Source organism: Streptomyces sp. NPDC057438 (genome assembly GCF_042802995.1).
In the GTDB taxonomy this organism is placed as follows: Bacteria; Actinomycetota; Actinomycetes; order Streptomycetales; family Streptomycetaceae; genus Streptomyces.
In genome coordinates this window covers 56,158-74,998 of record NZ_JBHVDD010000020.1, presented here as the reverse complement: position 1 = coordinate 74,998, position 18,841 = coordinate 56,158, and the positions used below count along the sequence as shown (strand labels likewise).

Genomic DNA, 18,841 nt, shown 5'->3' with positions numbered 1-18,841 from the left:
CACGGCGGCTGCTTTCCCGCCACGAGGCTGTCGACGCCCTCGCCCGTGCCGGTGGCGACCCGCTGGGCGTCGAGAAGCGTGCCGTCCGAAGCGGTCCTGGCCCGCGTCAGGCACCAGGGTGTGTCCTGGGACGGGCCGGGAGAGGTCAGGTCGCCCCGTGCCGTGCCGTCAGACGTGCCAGGTCGGCGCCCGAGATCTTGGGCATCTCGCCCGGACCTGCCAGGCCGACGTCCGCCAGGCCCTCCCTGAATGACGTCCGCCAGGCCCTCCATGAATGCTGCCGGGAAGTCCGCGGCACTGATGTCGATCTCGAACAGCGAGCGGCTCGCGTCGAAGCGCAGAGCCGGGTAACCGACCTCGTCGAGCAGTCGGAGGTTGTCGTCGGCAACCGTCTCCCGGCCTGCGAGAGCCTCCGCCTCCAGCCATCGGGGATCCCTGGTGGATCCGGTCGGACCGGACGCAGGACGTCCTGCGGGACGCCGTAGGCATGGCCGCCTTCGCACCGCACCACACTCGCGCGTGCCGTGGAGTCACACCTGTGCTCCCCCGCCCTCGTCCACCTGCCCCCGCGTTCTCCGTCACTACGCGCGGGAACGCGTTAGGTTGCGTGGTGGCGCGAGTGCGCCGGGGGACGGGAGGAAAGAAGGGGCGGGAATCGCGGAGCCGGACCGCTCCGGCCTGAGCCTGAGCCCGCCCCCCCCCAGGACACCGTCATGACAGTGACGTGCAGGAGGGTTCCCGGCATGACGACCAAGTACGACGTCAAGCGCGCGCTCAAGAGGTGCTATGCGCCGAGGAACACCGACTGGGAACTCGTCGACATCCCCGAACTCCGTTATCTCGCCGTCGACGGGCACGGCGATCCGAACACGGCCGACGCCTACCGCCACGCGGTCGAGGCCCTCTACGCCGTCGCCTATACCGTCAAGTTCACGAGCAAGCGCGAGTTGGGCCAGGACTTCGTCGTGGGCCCGCTCGAAGGACTGTGGTGGGCCGACGACATGGACGACTTCCTGGCCAGGCGCAAGGACAACTGGCGGTGGAGCATGCTCATCAACGTCCCCGACTGGATCACCGACCGCATGATCGAGGACGCCCGCCGGACCGCCCTGGCCAAGAAGGACCGGCCCGCCGTTCAGGACGTGCGGCCGGTGACTCTGCGGGAGGGGGCCAGCGCCCAGGTCCTCCACATCGGCTCCTACGACGACGAGACACCCGTCCTCACCAGACTGCACCGCGACTACCTCCCCGCCAACGGCCTGCGGGAGGCGGGGCTGCATCACGAGATCTACCTCAGCGACCCGCGCAGGACCGACCCGGCCAGGCTGAGAACGGTCCTGCGGCAACCCGTGGAGCGGTGCCGACCCACGGAGCGGTGAGGCGTTCACCCCTCGTACCTCACCTCGTCCCTCACTGCCTCGTACTTCACTGCCTCGTGCCCCACTGCCTCGCGCGGCGCCTCGTGACAAGGGAGCGGGCCATGAGCAGGGCGGCCGCGAGGCCGAGGGCGAGGGCGTAGAGCAGGGCGACGGCCACCGCCACGGCCGGCGCGCCGATCTGCGACGGGCGCAGGAAGTCGTACGGCATCGTCGCCGCGCCGGCCCCGGAGAGGCCGCCCACGACGACCAGGTACAGCGCCGGCCAGCAGGTGAGCAGGACAGCCTCGCGCCGGCTCGGGGCGAGGGCGTACGGGCCGGTCAGGAACTCCGCGACCACCCAGACCGGTGCGACGGCGTGCAGCAGGACCGTGGCGGCACGGGCCCCCACGTCGTCGTGGGCGCCGAACCATGTGCCCGACGGGCTGCTCGGCGCGATCACCGTGCAGTAGACGAGCGCGGACAGGACCACGCCGACCGCCGCCGCGCCCCGGATCCGTTCGCCCCACACACCGTCTCCGGGCCCGCGCGCCAGCCGCCAGGTCTGCACGGCCGCGGCCAGGACCGCCGAGTCGACGGTGAAGTAGAGCAACGGGGGCTTCGGGTCGGCTCGTTGCAGGAACTGGCAGATCACACCGGCCGTGAGCGTGGCGGCGGCCAGGCCGCCGAGCCGGCGGGCCCGCCGCCGCCGGGACGCGACCGGGTCGGCGTCGGGGGCGGGGTTCGGGGTGAGGAGGGTCATGACGAGGTCGTTTCGAGGACGCGGCCCAGTCGTGTCGTCGCGGAGGCGACGGCGGGGAGGGAGTGCCAGAAGGCGTGCGGACCGGGGACGCTCAGCAGGTGCGCCGCCCATCCGTGGCGCTCGGAAGACGACACCAGGGACGCCACTCCCTCGCGCGGTGACAGCGTGCTCCGCTCGCCGCGTACGACGACCAGCCGGCGCTTCTCCGTGCCCGGCCGACGGCGTCCCCCGGCCACGAGGTCCTCTCCGAGGCGCGCGGCCCGCAGGGCGTTCGCGAGGAGCAGCAGATCACCGCGGCGCCGGGTGACCGGCTCGGAGTCCGGGCGGTCCTCCAGGGGGCGGGCGGCCCCGGGGACCGTGGCCGTCTCGTCCAGGTAGGACTGGATCAGACGGTTCTCGCGGCGCACAGCGGCCAGCAGGCCCTTGGCACTCCAGCGTCGTATCGCGACCGGTTCCACCAGGACGACCGTTCTCAAGGGCGGTCCGGTGTGGTCCGTGCCGGACACGGCGGCCATCGCGGCGGCGAACGACGCGCCGAGCGAGTAACCCAACACGCCCGACACACCCGACGCGCCCGACGCACCCGCCCCTCCCGATCCGCCACCGGAGGCGTCCGCACCGAGGACGTCGGTGGCCGCCCGCAGCATGCGCCGTGCGGGGACCGTGAAGTCGCCCCGCAGCAGGGCGCGTCGTTCGGCGGGCAGCAGCCGGGAGGCGGCGAACCCGGCGCCCGGCGTCTCCACGACCACGAGTCGTGCCCGCAGGATCGACGCGATCAGCCGGAACCGCTGCATCTCGAAGGGTTCCACGAATGCCAAGAAGCCCTGTGCGACCAGGAACGTCGGGTCGCCGGCCTCCTGTCGGCCGTCGACGACTCCGAGGAGGGTCTCGCCGCGCGGGCCGTCGGCCGTGGTGACACGGACGGCCTGCCACGGAGGAGTCGCGTGAAGCGTGGGTGTCACGACCGTTCCTCCCCCTCCCGCTCCTTCGCCTCGTTGACGCGGTGGAACGTCAACGCGGCCCGTACGTCCGGGGAGTTGAAGAAGGTCTCGTACGCGCCCGACTTCACGTAGTCCAGCACCGGGTTGCGCTCCGCCCAGGTCTTCGCGGAGACGCCCGTCGTGACGTCCGGCCAGTGCGCGGTGTCCTCGCCCCAGGCCCGCACGAACGCCTCCAGCTCGGTCTGCCACTGCGTCATCATCGGGAAGAAGGTCCGCTCCGCGTCGACCGGGATCCGCAGTCCCAGCAGCCGCTTCACCGAACCCGCGACCTGCCGGTGCGCCCGGGGTCCGTTGCACATCCGGTAGCAGCGCAGCCAGTCGTACGTCTCGGTGAGGTGCTTGCGCTTGAGGCAGCTGTCCATCAGCCGGCGGAAGGGGCCGGTCGAGTCGCTCATCTGCCGGTGGGAGGCCTGGAGGTGGGCCTGTTCCCCGTCGGCGGCGAGGAGCACCCGCCGCAGGATCTCCGGAGGCTCGTTCACGTTCAGCGGGTCCGCGGCCAGCCACACCGCGGCGGCGGCCAGGAACAGTTGCGCATGGCCGTGGGTCAGCTCGGTCATCCCGTACAGGCTCATGTCCGGCACGTGCTGCCTCAGGTACAGCATCGCGCCCATGCCGGTGCGCACCTCGACCGGTCCGTCGAACCGGGCCGGGTCGACGATGGTCAGCGGGCGGTAGCCGGGGCCGGACGGTGTGTTCAGATGGAAGTCGACGATCGCGCCGTCGAACTCCGCGAGGTCCTCCGTGTCGAGGTCCCGCAGCAGTTCGGGGTCGTCCATGATCTCGAATTCGAGCCGGCCCGGCAGCGAGACCTGCTCGTCGAACACCCGGCTGCGCTTGCCCTGGTCGTCGATCAGGAGGTACTTCATCATCGTGTGGACTCCCTCTTGAGCCTCGGGGGACGGACGCTCCATACGCCGTGGATCTCCTTGCCGCCGGCCACCGCGGACTGCGTGATGTCGCCGCCGAGGCGCCGCAGTCTGTCCCGCATGAACGCCAGTGTGCTGCCGTCCACGCACCACGCTGTGTCCGGGATCAGAGGGAGCGGGTCGCTGATCCTGAGGTGGATCATTCCGTCGGACACCTCGCCCGACACCGTGACCGGCCGTTCGTGGATCTCCCGGCGTGCCATCGCCTGGGCGGCGTTGCTGACGACCGTGGTGATCAGCTGGCGTACGAGTTCCCGGTTCGCGGGGCGCAGTTCACCGAGCTGCAGCCGCGTGGTGAGCCGCAGGCTGTGGTCCCGCGCGAGTTGGGCGAGGACCGCGTCGAGAGCGATCTCCTTGTCGCCGGCGTCCCAGGCCCGCTCGTCGGCCATCTCCTTGACCAGGGTGATCATGGGCGCGAAGTCGGCGGCGTCGATCCGCACCTGGGCGCTGACGCCCTCGTCGTCGGCCAGGGCCCGGAAGAGCGAGCGCGCCCCGGTGTGCATGTCGTGGAAGTCCTGTGCCAGTCGGTCGCGGGCCTCGTTCATGGCCACGGCCACCTCCTCGCCGCCGGCTCGCAGGGACCGGTCGCAGTCGCGTGCCTTCAGGCCCACGAAGTACGGCAGTACGCAGGCCGCCCAGGCCAGCGGCACCATCTCGGGGCTCCACCGCCCGAGATGCACCGACAGCCCCACCACGGCCACGAGCACCCCCGTGACCAGCAGCCAGCCGTAGGCCCGCAGGGTGACCAGGAACCGGGGCAGGCTCTGGTTGGCCGAGTAGTAGGTGCCGTCCGTGAGTACGTGGAAGATGCCGGAGTTGGCGTAGGCGAGGGCCACCGCGAGGGCGGCGACCTTGCCCCAGCCCGGGTCGCCGGGGCCGGTGAGGAACAGCACGGCGAGCACGTTGACGGGTACGGCGATGCCGCCGAGCAGCCCGGTGGCGTTGAGCAGGGTGCGCTCCCACTGCCAGTCGTCCTGCCAGGAAAGCAGCATCCGCACCACGGCGAACCGGGAGCGGGCGCCGCCGTGCGCCTGGCCGTCGAGGTAGATCTCCAGCGTCGTCTGCACCACGCCCACCGACAGCAGCGCCCACGCGAGCGGCCGGGCGTCGTCGGCGTATCCGAACAGCACGGCGAGGACGGCGAGCAGGAACCCTCGCGTGGCGAACGGCCGGACCCGGTCGTAGCGGTGGATGCGGGCCGCGGTCACCCGGGTCGACCACACGCTCATCGGCGCCGGCGCCCTCAGGTCCCACACGATCTGGGCCCAGGGGCCGGTCGGCCGGTTCTGCGCGGGCAGGAAGTCGACCAGCGACAACCGGTCTTGCCGGGACAAGGACATTCTTCGTACCCCCGTGACGTTCGTCGGGTTCTGACGCTGCGCACAGTGTGGGGCAGCCCTCGCGCGGGGGGTCGTGGTTTTCACGACCCCGGTGCGGTGGGACCGCGCTGCGCTTGCCCAACTCCCTCGTTGAGCTGGCCTGTTCACGATTTCCACGAGTCCGGCCCGAGACCGCGCGCTATTCCTTCTCGCCAACGGTGGGGCGGTCCACGGTCCGTCCCCACGCCGCGATCGGCGACGGAGGAATCCATGGCCATCACACGACGACCCCGCAGGCCCCGGCGCAACTGGCCGGTCTGCGCCACCACCGGCAAGCGACGTCTCGGCGAACGCAAGGACGCCCGGCTCCTCCTGGCGGCCGCCCGGCGGTCCAGGGCCCGTGCCGAACTCCACGGCATGCGCCCCGAGTGGACCGTGGTCCGGGCCTACCGCTGCCCCCACTGCTCCGGCGGCTGGCATCTGACGTCCGTGGCGCGCCGGGCAGGTGCGGCATGAGCAGGCACAGACCGGTCCCGCGCACCGTCCCCCTGTTTCTCGCGCTCGTCTGCGCTCTGGCCGCCTGCGCCCTCACCGCCTGCGGATCCGTTCCCGGGCCGACCGCGTTGACCGTCGCCGTCACCGGCAGCATGGCCGAACCGGCCCCCTGGGCACCGGTGGTGGACGACATCGCCGTCCGTCACGCCCTGAACGCGGTCGATCCCGGCGACGGAAAGGTCTCCGTGGTCGTGTCGACCAACCCGCGGGTCACCGAGGTCGACCTGACGCCCCTGCGGGACGCGCGGGAGGTGGAACAGGACCAGGCCGCCGCCGGGGAGAAGGCCCGCGCCAAGGCGGCGGGGCTGCGCTCGGCGATGACCGGGGGCCGGCCCGCGGCGGACGGGCTCGACCTCCTCGGCACCTACCGCCGGGCCCTGCGTGTCACCCCGGCCGGCGGCACGGTCGTCCTCGTGTCGTCGGGTGTCCAGACCGTCGATCCGCTCGATCTGCGCACGCTCGGCTGGGACTTCGATCCCGGCGCCGTCGTGCGGGACCTGAAGAACCGCTCGCTGGTGCCCGACGCGGCCGGGCGGCACGTCGAGTTCGTCGGTCTGGGCATCGTCTACGGCACCCAGCCGGAGCTGCCGCTGCCGGCCGCCCGGCGGGTCACCGCGCTGTGGCGGGCGGTGTGCTCGGCCTCGGGAGCGGCGTCGTGCACGGTGCGCGACGACGACGTGCCCCGGCTCATGTCGGCGTCGGAGAGGCCCGTCCCGGTGGTGCCGGTCGGCGCGAGCCCCACCTCCTGCAAGGGCACCTACGTGGTTCCCGCCTCGGTGACGTTCACCGCGGACGACGCGCATCTCGCGCCCGGTGCCGACCGCTATCTGGAACCGATCGCGGACAGCCTCGAACGGTGCGGCTCCGACGTCGCCGTACGGATCACCGGCCACACGGCCCAGGTGGGCACCGGGGCGAGCGGCTTCACCCTGTCCGACCGGCGGGCTCGGGCCGTGAGCGAGCGCCTCGTCCGGCTCGGCGTCTCCCCCGACCTCATCGGATCGGTCGAAGGGGTCGGATCCACCCGGCCCCGTGTCGACAACATGCCCGGCGGAGTCTTCGCCGAGCGACTGGCCCGCCAGAACCGGCGGGTCGAGATCACCGTCACCCCGCAGGAAGGACCCGGCCGGTCATGACATCCAGCAGCCCTCAGGGCGCCATGAGTCCCCCGCACGTCACCCACTCCGCGGCGCCGCACGGGCGAGGCCCGCGCATCCCGCTCGGCGAGACGCTCACCTCCGCGCTGGGGATGGGCCCCATGCCGTTCACGAAGATCGTCCGTTGTCACGCGCTCGTCGGCGAGGCCCGGCGGATCGGCCGGGACCGGCCGGCCGACGCGTGGACGCACTCCGAGGACAGTCTGCGCGGGGTCGCCGAGCGCCGCGCCGACGCGTGGGCCAGGGCGGAGATCGCCAGAACCGTCGAACCCGCCGTCGCGACGATCAAGGGTCTGCACGCCGAGGCCCGCTTCATCGACCACCAGCTCACCGCCCTGCGCGAGCGCCGCTACGTCGGCCCGCACGGCGAGTCCTACTCCACGCCCGAGGCCCACGGCCACCACGCCGACTGGTCCGCGCAGGTCGAGGGGGAGGAGCAGGCCGGCTCCCGGGCGCACCGGCGGTTCCCGCCCCGCGCCAGGAAGCTGCTGCTGTGGCTCCTCGCACTCGACGTCGTCGTCCTGACGTTCCTGATGGCCAAGTTCCTCAACGTGGACCTGCGCAGGGCTCTGATGTCCGCCGACAGCGTGCTCCGCTCGGTCACCGCACTGCTGTTCGGGATTCTCGGCACGGTCGGGGTCGCGCTGACGATGAAGCTGTTCGGCAGACGGCACCGCGCGTACCGGGCCGCGCACGGCGGCTGGGACCTCGGCGGGGGCGGCTCGTCGAAGGGCGGCGTGCGGACCCTGGTGGCCGAACTCCTGCTGTGCGGCCTCCTGGCGCTGGCCCTCGGTGCCGCCATGGCCTGGCGCCTCGTCCTCGACGGCCCCTCCGACGAGCGGTTCCTCACGGGCGTCATGGCCGCGCTGTTCGCCCTCGTGATCGGCGCGGTGGCCTATCTGTCCTACCAGTCGGAGTTCGCGGACGGCTCGACGACGACCGAGGCGATCGACGTGCTGGCCCCCCAACTGCACGGCACGCACCGGACCGAGGAGGCGTTGCGTGCCAAGCGGGAGATCCTGCTGCGCCAGGCCTCCCGACTCACGGCCCAGTTGGTACGGGACTGCGCGCGGCTGCGGACCGAGGCGCGCCGCCGGGCCGTCGAGAGCGCCGAGGACAGGGCCATCAGGTACGCCCGTTCCGTCCACCAGCACTGCGGCCACGGCAGCGCGCTCCCCACCCCTCGGCTGTCCCTCGGCGACCTGGACCTGGCACTGGCCCAGGCGACATCGTGGACGGACATCGAAGCCGTCCCTGCCACGGCCCCCCTCGGCGACAACGACGGCGACGGGCAGGGCGACGAGGGTCTGGCGGTGGTCGCATGAGCCTGTGGAGCAAGGCCAAGAAGGCCTGGAACGTCGGCGAGATCATCGCGACCATCACGGCCGCGGGCCACGCGCCACCACCGCCCGGCATGCCTGACTACCTGCACCAGCAGTACGCGGAACACAGCAGGACCCGTACCGAGCAACTCGGCCGGGACGCCCGACGCCTCACCGCCGAGGACCGCCGGCCCACGACGGGACTGACCCTCGACCGGGACAGCGCCCGGCGGTTGCGCGGCAGGAAGTAGGGCGGGCGGCGGCCCGGGTGTCCGGGCTGCCCCCGCTGGGCAGGTGTCCGGGGCCCCGCTACATGGGAACGGGCCGGGGATCGATCCACAGCGCCTCGGAGACGGCGCACAGTTCGCCCTCGGCCGTGATGAGCGCGACGCCCATCGTGTGTTTGCGGCCGGACTCCGCCAGCAGCCAGGCGAACACGACGTGCGGCTCGCCCGTCACGACCGGCCGCAGGACCGATCCCGTCAGGGATGCGGTGACCGCGCCCGGACGCTGGGTGCCCAGGAAGCGGCCCGCCCAGTTGCCCGGGCAGTCCAGGACGCCCCAGACCAGTCCGGCCGGGAGTCGGCCGTCGCGGTCGGCGAAGACGGGGGACGGGACCCAGGCGGCGGCCACGAGGCCCGGCTCCGGGACCGGCGCGCAGTGCACGCGCAGCCCTCGGTCCGGGGCGCGCAGGCCGCAGCCGAAGCAGTCGACCACGCCCGACGGCGGATCGGACCGGAACCGCTCGGACGCGTCGGCCGCCTCCTCCCAGGAGGGCGCGGCCGGCACGTCGAGCGACAACTCGGCGGGGTGTGCCGCGGCGAGGGGACGCTCCGCCTCGCCCAGCCGAACGCCCCCTTCCACCGTCTCCGCGACCGGCAGGGCCACGCCGACGGGCGCCGGTCCACGGAAGTCCACCCGTGCCGTCCGCACGTCCAGGCGCTGCGCGAGCGCGCCGGCGACGTAGCCGCCGAAGGCGACCCCGGGGTAGCCGACGTACAGCTCCGGCACCACGATCGCGTCACTTCTCGTCATGATCCCCACTTCACCACACGCCGGGGACCGTGCTCCTCCGACGGGGCCGCACCTCGTACGGACCCGGCCTCGTCGGCAGTGACCTCGTGGGGTGTGCCGGGCCTCGTGCTAGCTCGTCCACCGGTGGGCGACGTCGACCACGACACGGTCGTCCAACCGGAGCACGCGGAACGGCAGTCGGGCCCGGACGCCGAGGCCGACCTGGGTCTGGCCCTCGAAGGTGCCGCCGAAGCGGGTGTCCCGGAAGGTGCTGTAGCCGCTGACGTCGACGCCGGGCAGACGCTTGCCCACCACGCCCGGGTACGTCGGCTCGCCGGCCTCCAGGTCGTAGCTCCACGCGCCGATGCGGATGTCGAGGATCGCTCCGCCCTTGACGGGTATGTACTGGCCGCCCCCGTCCGTGTAGAGCCGCTCCACGTACTGGACGTGGTAGCTGATCCGGCCGCCGCCGGGTACGTCGAACACCATGCGGTCGTAGCACGCGTGCCGTCCGGTCCTGATGTCCCGCAGGTGGTCGGCGCCCACCGCGGCGCCGCCCTTGGCGCCGCTGCCCCAGCCCGTCGGGCAGGCCGCCACGGCGCGCGTGGTCTGTGTCCCGGTCTCGGCACCCGCGGTGCCGGCCGCCGTCCCCAGCGTGGTGCCCGCGAGCACGAGCACGGCCGCTGCCGCTCCGATACGTCGCATGTCGTACCCCTTGATCATGTTTTGCGGTGTAGCTCTGGTGCCGAGTGAGACGGCTGGGTGCGCGGGATGGTTGCACGCCGGACGAGGACGGAACCGGAGATCTTGCCGGTACGCGTCGCGGCGTGGCGGAGTCAGGGGCCTGTGGCGGGTACGGCCGTGCCCAGCAGGGCTTTCGTCGCCGCGTGCCGAGGAGCCGCGAAGACATCGGCGGTGGGTCCGGATTCGACCGCCCGGCCCGCCTCCAGCACGGTGACGGTGCTCGTGCGGTCGGCGATGAGCGGCAGGTCGTGGCTGATGAGGACGAGGGTGGTGCCGTCCCGTTCGCGGAGGTCCGTCAGCAGGTCCATGATGGCGCGCCCCGTGTCGGTGTCGAGTGCGGAGGTGACCTCGTCGCAGATCAGGACGTCGGGTTCGGCGGCCAGGGCGCGGGCCACCGCGACCCGCTGCCGCTGCCCGCCCGACAGTTCGTGGGGGTAGCGGTCGGCGAAGGCGGGCGGCAGGCCGACCTGTTCGAGGAGGTGCTCCACGCGCTCCGCGGTCTCCCCGGCCGGGCAGCGGCGGTGCAGTCGCAGCGGACGCCCCACGGCGTCGCCGACGCGGCGGCTGGGGTTCAGCGCGCCGAGCGGGTTCTGGGTGACGAGTTGCAGTCGGCGTCGCTGTTCTCGGGTGCGTCCGCGCAGGCCCGTGCTCAGGGCGGTTCCGGCCAGGTGGACGGTGCCGGAGGTGCCGCGCTGGAGTCCTACGACGGTACGGACCAGGGTGGTCTTGCCCGAGCCGGAGACTCCCACGATGCCGACCGCGGCGCCGGGGGCGACGGTGAGGTCGACGCCGGTGAGCGCGGGCGTTCCGCGGAACGACACGTGCAGGTTCCGTACGTCGAGGGCCGGACGGGCCGGACGGGCCGCGGAGCTCGGCGGGGCAGGGGCGGTGCGGGTCGTGAGCACGGGCGCGGGCACGGGCACGGGCACGGGCAGGGGGCTCGACGGGCGTGATCGCGTGCCGAGTTCCACGATGTCGTCCGCGAAGCGCTCGACCACGGCGGGGTCGTGGCAGGAGAGGATCACGGCCAGGTGGTGCTCGCGGGCGAGTTGGCGCAGCAACTCGGCTATCTCGTCGCGCAGTTCGGGGTGGAGGCCGGCGGTGGGCTCGTCCAGGAGGAGGACGTCGGGGCGGCGGGCCAGGGCGCGGGCGAGGGCCACGCGGCGCTGTTGTCCGCCGGAGAGGGCGCCGGGGCGGCGGGTGGCCAGGCGGCCGTCGTCCGGAAGGCGGACCTCGGCGAGGAGTGCGGCCACCGCCTTCGGGTCGCGGTCGACGGCGAGTTCGCGGACCAGGGTGCGTACGCACATCCGGGGGTTGAGTCCGGAGCCGGGGTCCTGGCCGACGTGGGCGAGGCGGGTGCCGCGCAGGGTGCGCAGTTCCCGGTCGGTGAGGGCGAAGACATCGTGGCCGAGGACGTCGACCCGTCCCGACGTGCGGGTGGTGCCCGGCGGGAGGAGGCCGGTGAGGGCGCGCAGCAGGGTGGTCTTGCCCGCGCCGGAGGGTCCGGTGAGGGCGACGAGACGGCCGGGGCGGGCGGTCAGGGACGCCTCTCTCAGCAGGTGTCGGCCGTCGGGTGCGGTGACGGTGAGGCCGCTGACGCGGACCGCCGGGGAATCGTCACGGGCGTCGTGGCGGGGAGGGTTCTCCGCTTTCGCGTACCGGTCGCGGTCGTGGCTCACAGGACGGTCACCGCCTTCCGGCCGGTCTGGGGGGCGAGGGCGGCGGCCGCGAGGTTGACGCCGAGGGCGAGCAGGCCGATGGCGATGCTGGGGGCGACGACGGACCAGGGGTTGAGGAGGAGGCCGGAGGAGTTCTCGCGGATCATCAGCGCCCAGTCGGCGGCGGGTGGCTGGGGGCCGACCTGGAGGAAGCCGGCGGTGGCGACGAGGTAGACGGCGGCGACGAAGCGCAGGCCGAACAGGGCCAGCAGCGTGGCGCGCAGGTTGGGCAGGATCTCGCGGACGACCAGGTACCAGAGGCGTTCGCCGCCGGCGGCCGCCGCCTCGACGTACCCGGCCTCGGCGATGGGGGTGGCCGCGCTCGCCGTGAGCCGGACGGCGTAGGGCACGCCGAGGACGACGGCGGCGGCGATGACGGCGAGACGGCCGCCGTCGGGCCAGGACAGGGTGACGAGGAGGATGCCGAGCACGGCCGGGAGCAGCATCAGGACGTCGGCGGTGCGTTCCACGAGGCGTCCGACGAGGGGACGTACGGCTCCGATCGCGCCGAGCACCGCGGCCGTGCCGGTGACGAGGAGGGCGACGAGGAGGGAGGAGAGCACGAGATCGCGGCCGCCGGCGAGCAGGCGGCTGAGGACGTCCCGGCCGAGCTGGTCCCCGCCGAGGAGCGCCGCGGAGTCGGGGGTGGCGTAGGGGGCGGTCACCGGCGTGTCCACGGCGTGCGGGGCGATCCAGGGGCCGACGAGGGCGAGCCCGACGAGGAGCAGGGCGGGGGTGACGCGCAGGGCGGCTCTGAGTGTCACCGTCGGCCTCCCGTCGCGAGGTCCCGGACCAGGTCGGCCAGGAGAAGGACGGCGGTGATGACGGCGCCGGAGAGCGCCGTGACGCCGGCGATGACCGGGCTGTCGCGGTCGCTGACGGCGGAGGCCAGGACGGAGCCGATCCCGGGGTGGTTGAAGATGGTCTCGACCACGACCGCGCCGCCCAGCAGCATGCCGGTGGAGGTGGCCAGGCCCGCGGCGATGGCGGGCAGGGCGCCGGGGAGTACGTGGTGGGTGAGGACGCGGTGGGGCGGCAGTCCGTCGAGGACGGCCGTCTCCACGTGGGGGGCGCGGGCCTCGTCGGCGAGTGCGGCGCGCACGATGCGTGCGTTCCAGCCGGCCTGCGGGACGGTGAGGGCGAGGGCGGGCAGCACGAGCATGGTCCAGTCGGCGGGGGTTCCGTCGGCGCCGGTGAGGGTGACGGCGGGCAGCCATCCGGTCCACAGGGAGAACACCAGGACCAGGGCGACGGCGACGACGAACTCGGGCAGGGCGAGGACCGCCGTCGCCGTGCCGGAGACGGCACGGTCGAGGCGGCCGCCGGGGCGCAGTGCGGCCCAGCAGCCCGCGGTGAGGGAGACGACCGCGGTGAGCAGCAGGGCGAGTCCGCCGAGGAGCAGGGTGTTGGGGAAGGCGCTGGAGAGCAGGTCGGTGACCTTCTCGCCGCGGGCCGAGGTGCCGAGGTCGCCGGTGGGCAGACCGGTCATCCAGTCCCCGAAGCGTTCGAGCAGCGGGCGGTCCAGGCCGAGCAGCGCACGGCGGGCGGCGAGGTCGGCGGCGCTCTCGCCGCGTTCGGAGGTGGCCGTGGCGGCGTCGCCGGGCAGCAGTTCGACGGTTCCGAAGACGAGGGCGAGGAGCAGCGCGAGCAGGAGGAGGCGTTTCAGCAGGACCGCGCCCACTCGGGCGAGGACCAGGACAGGGGTGCGCGCCGACCGCCCGCCCGGGGTGACCCGGGAGACGGCCGGCGCGGCGGTGTCGGGGGTCAACTGGCCAGCCACGCGCCTTCCAGCTGCACCCTTCCGTACCCGGGCAGGGTCGGCAGCCCGCGCACCTTGGCCCCGGCGAGGTCGATGCCGTCGGCCATGCCCCACAGGAGATAGCCGGAGGCGTCGTACTCGATCTTCTGGACTTCCTTCAGCAGGGCGGTGCGCTCGGCCGGGGCGGCGGTGCCGATCGCCTTCTCGTACGCCGTGTCGAAGGCCTTGTCCTTCCAGCCGGCCTCGTTGGTGCCGCTGTCGGAGACCATGGTCTTGCTGGCGAAGAAGACGACGGAGTCGTTGGTGCCCCAGTAGGTGGTGTAGAGGTCGCCCTTGAGCCAGGTCTTGTCCCAGAAGGTGGCCGATTCCTGCTTGACGACCTTGATCTTGACGCCGGCCTCGCGGACCTGGGTGGCGAAGAGGGTGGCCGACTCGGCGAGTCCGGCGATGTCCTCGGTGGTGTACAGCTCGTAGGTCCTGGAGGTGTCGAACTTCGCCTCCTTCAGCAGGGCCTTGGCCTTGGTGAGGTCGCGGGTGCGTTGCGGCAGGCCCTTGTCGTAGGCGGGGTCACCGGTGCCGAGGACGTCGTTGGCGACGGTGCCGTAGCCGGAGAGCACCTGCTTGACCATGGCCTCGCGGTCGACGGCCAGGCGCAGTGCCTCGCGGACCCTGGGGTCGGCGAAGGGGCCGTCGGCGGTGCGCATGACGAGGGGCATGGCCATGTCGTTGGGGCGGCGGACGGCCTGGACGTCCTTGCGGCTCTCGGCGGTACGGGCGGCGACGGCGCCGACGTTGGAGGCGAGGTCGATCTGGCCGGCGAGCAGGGCGCTCGCCATGGCCTGGGGGCTCTCGAAGATCTTGACCTCGATGGCGTCGAGGTGGACCTCGCCGCCGTACCAGTCGTCGTTGCGGACGAGGCGGGCGTTGCCGCCGCGGAACCAGTCGAGTTTGAACGGGCCGGTGCCGGGGGCCTTGGCCACGTCCTTGTCGGTGGTGCCCTTGGGGATGACGAAGGTCGTGAGGCGTACCAGCAGGGGCAGTTCGGCGTTGGCGTAGTCGGAGACGATGACGACGGTGTCGGTGCCGTCGGCGGTGATGTTCTTCGCCTGGATGCCGGGCAGGCGGGAGGCGCCGGAGGGGGTGGCGCGCAGTCGCTTCAGCGAGAACACGACGTCCTCGGCGGTGACCGGTGTCCCGTCGTGGAAGGTGGCGCCCTTGGCGAGGGTGAACCGCCAGGTCTTCAGATCCTCGGAGGGCTTCCAGCTCGCGGCGAGGCGGGGCTCGGTGTTGGGCTTGGCGCCGGGGACCGTGAGGGTGTCGTAGAGCAGGCTGATGATGAGGTAGTCGCTCTCGTTGGCCTGACTGCCGTGCGGGTCGCGGGTGATGGCCCCGGCCCGGCCGAGCGCTCCGACGCGCAGGGTGCCGCCCTTGCGGGGCTTGGCCGAGTCGCCGGTGGCGGACGCCGTGGGCTTCTCGTCGTCGCCACCGCAGGCGGTGAGCAGGACGCCCGCGCCGACGGCGCCGCCGGCCCAGAGCAGTTGACGTCGCGTCAGGTCCACTTGTCCCTCAATTTCCCGCTGTTGGCTTGATTTGCTTAGCCTTACCTATCTTGTGCGGCGGCTGTATGACAAGGCCACCCCGCATGTGATCTTCATCAACTTAGGCAAGCCTTCCCTGACCATCTAGGGGCTGGCTATGTTTCCGGAGGTCGACCGGAGCCGCACCTGACCCACGTGGCCCACCTCGGGCGGCCTTCTTCGCCATGCCCGCCGACCTTCTTCCACCACCCCACCCGTAGCCCCCTGCACCGCGCCCGCACACGCATTCCGCACCGGAACGGACGGACCCCCATGCCCACGGGTAGCACTCCCGTACGTCTGCTCGACCGCGACTCGGCGGCAGAACTGACCGCCGCCGCGCATGCCCTCCTCGCCGCACATGACGGCGATTCCACCCACCCCGGCCTGCTGGCCCAAGTCCCCGCCGTCGCGGCCTCGTTGAGCGGACCGATCCGCCACGCCTGCCGCCCCGTCGAGACCGCCGACGGACTGTTCGTCCTGCGCGGCCTGCACGTCGACGACGACGCGGTGGGCCCCACCCCGGACCACTGGTCCACCGCCGGGAACGCCGGCGCCGTCCACGACGTGGTCCTGCTCCTGCTGTCGACCGTGATGGGCACCCCCATCGCCTGGGAGGGGCAGCAGGACGGCCGCTTCGTGCACAACATCGTGCCGAGCCCCGGCCACGAGGAGGAGCAGACCGGCGCCAGCAGCAGCGTGCTGCTCAGCCCGCACACCGAGGACGCCTTCCACCCGGGCCGCGCCCATCTGCTGATCCTCGGCTGCATGCGCAACCCCGACTCCGTCGCCACCACGGCCGCCGGCATCAGGAACGTCGAACTCTCCGACGCCGACGTGGAGTTGCTCAGCCGCCCGGTGCTGCCGATCCTCCCCGACGACGCCTACGAGGAGGCCCAGGCGTACCAGGGCGACCCGCCGCCCGTGCCCACCCTGTGGCAGTCGCGGGAGGGCCTGACCCTGCGCTTCGACCCGGCGTACACCCCGCTGGACCAGGCGCCCGACGACCACCGCGCGGCCTACGCCCGCCTGGAGGACGAACTCGCCCGCGTCAGCGTGGCCGTCAGCCTGGAGCCCGGCGAGGTCCTGGTCGTGGACAACGACCTGGTGGTGCACGGGCGGGTTCCCTTCAAGGCCCGCTACGACGGCACGGACCGCTGGCTGAAACGTTCCTCCGTACGCACGAAGGGGCGCCGGACGCGACCGCCCGCCGAGGAGTCCGAGCACGGCTACGGACAGGCCGCCGTGGAGGCCCACGCATGACCGGCACCGACAGCACCGGAGGACCCGCGATGACGCCCGACGACACGACCCTGCGCATCCTCAGCACCAGCGACGTGGCCGGAATCGACATCTCCCTCGCCGACGTCGTGTCCGTGGTGGAACAGGCCTACCGCACCCTCGCCGACGGACAGTCCGACAACCCCCGCAAGCTCACCGTCAAGCCGCAGGACGGCCACTCGGTGGCGTACGCGATGCTCGGCCGCGACGGCGTGCGCGGCGTGGTCGCGGTGAAGACCTCCTACAAGCACGGGCTGCACGAGGACCGCGACAAGCAGCACTACTACACGACGCTGACGCTGTACGACGACGAGAGCGGGCTGCCGGTCGCGATGCTGGACTGCGGCCGGGTGGGCGCCCTGCGCACCCCGGCGGTCTCCGCGCTGCTGGCCCGCGAACTGGCCGTCCCAGGCGCCCGCAGCGCGCTGGTCATCGGTACCGGCACCCAGGGGCGGCTCGCCCTGCCGTTCCTGCTGACCACCCTGCCCGGCCTGGAGCGGCTGATGCTGTCCGGGACGCACCCGGACGGCATCCGGGCGGTGCGCGAGCAGCTGCGCGCGCACTTCCCCGACCGTGAGCTGGAGGTCGTGACGGATCTGCGGGCGGCGGCCGCGGACGCCGACATCGTGCTGGCCACCGCCGGCCCCAACACCCCCGCCTCCGTGGACGCCGAGTGGCTCAAGCCCGCGGCCCTGTCCGTCCTCATCGGCTACGGCATCGCACCCTCGACCCTGCACCGCGCCGACCGGGTGATCGCCACCAGCGCCGCGCAGATGCGGGTCACCGGCGTGGACATGGCCGACGCCGACGGACGACTCCCCGAGGTGGACGCCGAGTTCCCCGAGGTGCTCGCCGGCCGCGCCGAGGGCCGCACCGACGCCGGGCAGCGGATCTTCGCGTACAACAGCGGGCTCGTCGTCACCGACATCGCCCTCGGCCACCGGTTCGCCCAACTGGCCCTCGCCCAGGGCCTGGGCACGGCGGTGCCCCTGTGGAAATGACGACGGCACTCCCCTCGCACACCACGCCCGAGGTGCGAGCCCTGCTCGGCGACGCACTGCTGCACGAGCTGAGCCACGGTCTGCGCGGCCCGTTCCACGTGCTGCTGGCGGAACGGTTCGACGCCAACGCGGCCGCCTTCCGCCGGGCGTTCGCCGAGGCGGGCGTGGACGGCCGGGTGTACTTCGCGAAGAAGGCCAACAAGGCGGCCGTCTACGCCGAGCGGGCCGCCGTGGCCGGACTGGGCGTCGACGTGGCGAGCCAGGGCGAGCTGCGCGAGGCCCTGGCCGCCGGAGTGCGCGGCGAGGACCTGGTGGTGACCGGCCCCGCCAAGGCGGACGGCCTGCTGCGTGTGGCCGTGCTCCAGGGCGCCCTGATCGCGGTGGACGCGCTCGACGAACTCGACCGGCTCCTGTCACTCGCGGAGCAACTCGGCCGCACCGCACGGGTGCTGCTGCGCAGGCTGCCCCCTCGGCAGCCGCACAGCCGCTTCGGTCTGGACGACGGCGAGCTGGAGCCGGCCCTGCGGCGGTGTGTCACCGGCCCCGCCGACATGGAGGGCTTCAGCTTCCATCTCTCCGGCTACGACACCCGCCAGCGCGCCGATCTGGCGGCCGAGTCGATCGGGCTGTGCGTGCGGGCCCGCGCACTCGGGCTGCGCGCGGACCGGATCAGCATCGGCGGCGGCTTCGCCGTGGACTACGTCGGTGCCGAGCAGTGGCGGCGGTTCGAGGAGAGCCGGCGTCCCGAGCACTTCCACGCCGAGAAGTCCTTCGGTGGCTTCTACCCGTACCACTCCCCCGTCGCCGGCGCCGACGCCCTGCGGACGATCCTGGCGACCGCCCCGGCCGGTGCGGACGAGGGCACCACCCTCGCCGGGCTGCTGCGGGCGGCCGGTGTCACCCTGCTCGTCGAGCCGGGCCGGGCCCTGCTGGACCAGGCCGGATTCACCGTGTTCCGGATCCAGGGCGTCAAGGAGCGCGACGGCTACGCGCTCCTCACCGTCGACGGCAGCAGCCTCAGCCTCTCGGAGCAGTGGTTCGACAGCGAGTTCCTGCCCGATCCGGTGCTGGTGCCGGCGGGTTCCGGTCCGACGGCCGACGCGGGCCCGTACCCGGCCTGCGTGGGGGCGGCGACCTGCCTGGAGTCGGACATGCTGACCTGGCGGAAGATCCCGTTCCCCGTGCGGCCGGCCACCGGTGACCTGCTCGTGTACCTCAACACGGCCGGATACCAGATGGACTCCAACGAGTCGCCGTTCCACGACCTCCCGCTGCCCCCGAAGGTCGTCGTCGAGCCCTCGGCCTCCCCCTTCCGCTGGCGCCTCGACCGCCACCCCCACTGAGAACGC

18 protein-coding genes are annotated in these 18,841 nt (G+C 72.9%); 8 read left to right on the top strand and 10 right to left on the bottom strand.

What is annotated here, in order from left to right:
- Positions 1–743 precede the first annotated feature (743 nt).
- Positions 744–1,379 (top strand): GyrI-like domain-containing protein, encoded by a 636-nt coding sequence (locus ACFU5F_RS14395; protein WP_383886697.1) that lies wholly within the window; start codon positions 744–746, stop codon positions 1,377–1,379.
- A gap of 46 nt (positions 1,380–1,425) precedes the next feature.
- Here ACFU5F_RS14395 and ACFU5F_RS14390 read toward each other — a convergent pair whose 3' ends face one another.
- From ACFU5F_RS14390 to ACFU5F_RS14375, 4 genes are read right to left on the bottom strand one after another with little or no spacing between them, the layout of a single operon-like run.
- On the bottom strand, positions 1,426–2,118 hold the full coding sequence (locus ACFU5F_RS14390) for a Pr6Pr family membrane protein (RefSeq protein ID WP_383886695.1): 693 nt from the start codon (positions 2,116–2,118) through the stop codon (positions 1,426–1,428).
- Positions 2,115–3,080, bottom strand: coding sequence for a hypothetical protein (locus ACFU5F_RS14385; RefSeq protein WP_383886693.1), 966 nt, complete (start codon positions 3,078–3,080; stop codon positions 2,115–2,117). The genes ACFU5F_RS14390 and ACFU5F_RS14385 overlap by 4 nt, the downstream gene beginning before the upstream one ends.
- Positions 3,077–3,988: a hypothetical protein gene (locus ACFU5F_RS14380; RefSeq protein WP_383886691.1), complete on the bottom strand. Its 912-nt coding sequence runs from the start codon at positions 3,986–3,988 to the stop codon at positions 3,077–3,079. The genes ACFU5F_RS14385 and ACFU5F_RS14380 overlap by 4 nt, the downstream gene beginning before the upstream one ends.
- On the bottom strand, positions 3,985–5,385 hold the full coding sequence (locus ACFU5F_RS14375; RefSeq protein WP_383886689.1) for a sensor histidine kinase: 1,401 nt from the start codon (positions 5,383–5,385) through the stop codon (positions 3,985–3,987). The genes ACFU5F_RS14380 and ACFU5F_RS14375 overlap by 4 nt, the downstream gene beginning before the upstream one ends.
- Before the next feature lie 249 nt (positions 5,386–5,634).
- Between ACFU5F_RS14375 and ACFU5F_RS14370 the strand changes: the two genes are divergently transcribed.
- The 4 genes from ACFU5F_RS14370 to ACFU5F_RS14355 are packed head-to-tail and all read left to right on the top strand — an operon-like array spanning position 5,635 to position 8,649.
- On the top strand, positions 5,635–5,880 hold the full coding sequence (locus ACFU5F_RS14370; RefSeq protein ID WP_383886687.1) for a hypothetical protein: 246 nt from the start codon (positions 5,635–5,637) through the stop codon (positions 5,878–5,880).
- Positions 5,877–7,055: an OmpA family protein gene (locus ACFU5F_RS14365; RefSeq protein ID WP_383886685.1), complete on the top strand. Its 1,179-nt coding sequence runs from the start codon at positions 5,877–5,879 to the stop codon at positions 7,053–7,055. The genes ACFU5F_RS14370 and ACFU5F_RS14365 overlap by 4 nt, the downstream gene beginning before the upstream one ends.
- A complete protein-coding gene (locus ACFU5F_RS14360) occupies positions 7,052–8,401 on the top strand; it encodes a hypothetical protein (protein ID WP_383886683.1) in 1,350 nt (449 codons plus the stop codon). The genes ACFU5F_RS14365 and ACFU5F_RS14360 overlap by 4 nt, the downstream gene beginning before the upstream one ends.
- The gene (locus ACFU5F_RS14355; RefSeq protein WP_383886681.1) at positions 8,398–8,649 is read left to right on the top strand and encodes a hypothetical protein; all 252 of its coding nucleotides are present in this window, start codon (positions 8,398–8,400) and stop codon (positions 8,647–8,649) included. Before ACFU5F_RS14360 ends, ACFU5F_RS14355 begins: the two co-directional genes overlap by 4 nt.
- Positions 8,650–8,707: 58 nt before the next feature.
- Here ACFU5F_RS14355 and ACFU5F_RS14350 read toward each other — a convergent pair whose 3' ends face one another.
- From ACFU5F_RS14350 to ACFU5F_RS14325, 6 genes are all read right to left on the bottom strand, one after another.
- A complete protein-coding gene (locus ACFU5F_RS14350; RefSeq protein WP_383886679.1) occupies positions 8,708–9,433 on the bottom strand; it encodes a hypothetical protein in 726 nt (241 codons plus the stop codon).
- A gap of 108 nt (positions 9,434–9,541) precedes the next feature.
- Positions 9,542–10,117, bottom strand: a complete 576-nt coding sequence (locus ACFU5F_RS14345) for a hypothetical protein (RefSeq protein WP_383886677.1) — start codon at positions 10,115–10,117, stop codon at positions 9,542–9,544.
- Between the two features lie 131 nt (positions 10,118–10,248).
- Positions 10,249–11,835: an ABC transporter ATP-binding protein gene (locus tag ACFU5F_RS14340; protein ID WP_383886675.1), complete on the bottom strand. Its 1,587-nt coding sequence runs from the start codon at positions 11,833–11,835 to the stop codon at positions 10,249–10,251.
- Positions 11,832–12,638, bottom strand: a complete 807-nt coding sequence (locus ACFU5F_RS14335; RefSeq protein WP_383886673.1) for an ABC transporter permease — start codon at positions 12,636–12,638, stop codon at positions 11,832–11,834. The genes ACFU5F_RS14340 and ACFU5F_RS14335 overlap by 4 nt, the downstream gene beginning before the upstream one ends.
- On the bottom strand, positions 12,635–13,555 hold the full coding sequence (locus ACFU5F_RS14330; RefSeq protein WP_383886753.1) for an ABC transporter permease: 921 nt from the start codon (positions 13,553–13,555) through the stop codon (positions 12,635–12,637). The genes ACFU5F_RS14335 and ACFU5F_RS14330 overlap by 4 nt, the downstream gene beginning before the upstream one ends.
- A gap of 83 nt (positions 13,556–13,638) precedes the next feature.
- Complete coding sequence (locus ACFU5F_RS14325) at positions 13,639–15,192, bottom strand: ABC transporter substrate-binding protein (RefSeq protein WP_383886671.1); 1,554 nt, start codon at positions 15,190–15,192, stop codon at positions 13,639–13,641.
- Between the two features lie 291 nt (positions 15,193–15,483).
- Here ACFU5F_RS14325 and ACFU5F_RS14320 point away from each other — a divergent pair, with 291 nt between their 5' ends.
- Genes ACFU5F_RS14320 through ACFU5F_RS14310 form a run of 3 tightly spaced genes read left to right on the top strand, consistent with a single transcriptional unit; the run spans position 15,484 to position 18,835 of the window.
- Positions 15,484–16,473, top strand: coding sequence for a TauD/TfdA family dioxygenase (locus tag ACFU5F_RS14320; RefSeq protein ID WP_383886669.1), 990 nt, complete (start codon positions 15,484–15,486; stop codon positions 16,471–16,473).
- Positions 16,470–17,492, top strand: coding sequence for an ornithine cyclodeaminase family protein (locus tag ACFU5F_RS14315; RefSeq protein WP_383886668.1), 1,023 nt, complete (start codon positions 16,470–16,472; stop codon positions 17,490–17,492). The genes ACFU5F_RS14320 and ACFU5F_RS14315 overlap by 4 nt, the downstream gene beginning before the upstream one ends.
- Entirely contained in the window at positions 17,489–18,835 is a 1,347-nt protein-coding gene (locus tag ACFU5F_RS14310) for a Y4yA family PLP-dependent enzyme (protein WP_383886666.1), read from the top strand. The genes ACFU5F_RS14315 and ACFU5F_RS14310 overlap by 4 nt, the downstream gene beginning before the upstream one ends.
- Positions 18,836–18,841 lie beyond the last annotated feature (6 nt).

What these genes read in the sequence shown, in the direction of transcription:
- ACFU5F_RS14355 (WP_383886681.1), top strand. Translation starts at nt 8,398, where the DNA reads ATGAGCCTGTGGAGCAAGGCCAAGAAGGCCTGGAACGTCGGCGAGATC.
- ACFU5F_RS14395 (WP_383886697.1), top strand. Translation starts at nt 744, where the DNA reads ATGACGACCAAGTACGACGTCAAGCGCGCGCTCAAGAGGTGCTATGCG.
- ACFU5F_RS14375 (WP_383886689.1), bottom strand. Translation starts at nt 5,385, where the DNA reads ATGTCCTTGTCCCGGCAAGACCGGTTGTCGCTGGTCGACTTCCTGCCC.
- ACFU5F_RS14380 (WP_383886691.1), bottom strand. Translation starts at nt 3,988, where the DNA reads ATGATGAAGTACCTCCTGATCGACGACCAGGGCAAGCGCAGCCGGGTG.
- ACFU5F_RS14365 (WP_383886685.1), top strand. Translation starts at nt 5,877, where the DNA reads ATGAGCAGGCACAGACCGGTCCCGCGCACCGTCCCCCTGTTTCTCGCG.
- ACFU5F_RS14345 (WP_383886677.1), bottom strand. Translation starts at nt 10,117, where the DNA reads ATGCGACGTATCGGAGCGGCAGCGGCCGTGCTCGTGCTCGCGGGCACC.
- ACFU5F_RS14390 (WP_383886695.1), bottom strand. Translation starts at nt 2,118, where the DNA reads ATGACCCTCCTCACCCCGAACCCCGCCCCCGACGCCGACCCGGTCGCG.
- ACFU5F_RS14360 (WP_383886683.1), top strand. Translation starts at nt 7,052, where the DNA reads ATGACATCCAGCAGCCCTCAGGGCGCCATGAGTCCCCCGCACGTCACC.
- ACFU5F_RS14310 (WP_383886666.1), top strand. Translation starts at nt 17,489, where the DNA reads ATGACGACGGCACTCCCCTCGCACACCACGCCCGAGGTGCGAGCCCTG.
- ACFU5F_RS14315 (WP_383886668.1), top strand. Translation starts at nt 16,470, where the DNA reads ATGACCGGCACCGACAGCACCGGAGGACCCGCGATGACGCCCGACGAC.
- ACFU5F_RS14320 (WP_383886669.1), top strand. Translation starts at nt 15,484, where the DNA reads ATGCCCACGGGTAGCACTCCCGTACGTCTGCTCGACCGCGACTCGGCG.
- ACFU5F_RS14350 (WP_383886679.1), bottom strand. Translation starts at nt 9,433, where the DNA reads ATGACGAGAAGTGACGCGATCGTGGTGCCGGAGCTGTACGTCGGCTAC.
- ACFU5F_RS14370 (WP_383886687.1), top strand. Translation starts at nt 5,635, where the DNA reads ATGGCCATCACACGACGACCCCGCAGGCCCCGGCGCAACTGGCCGGTC.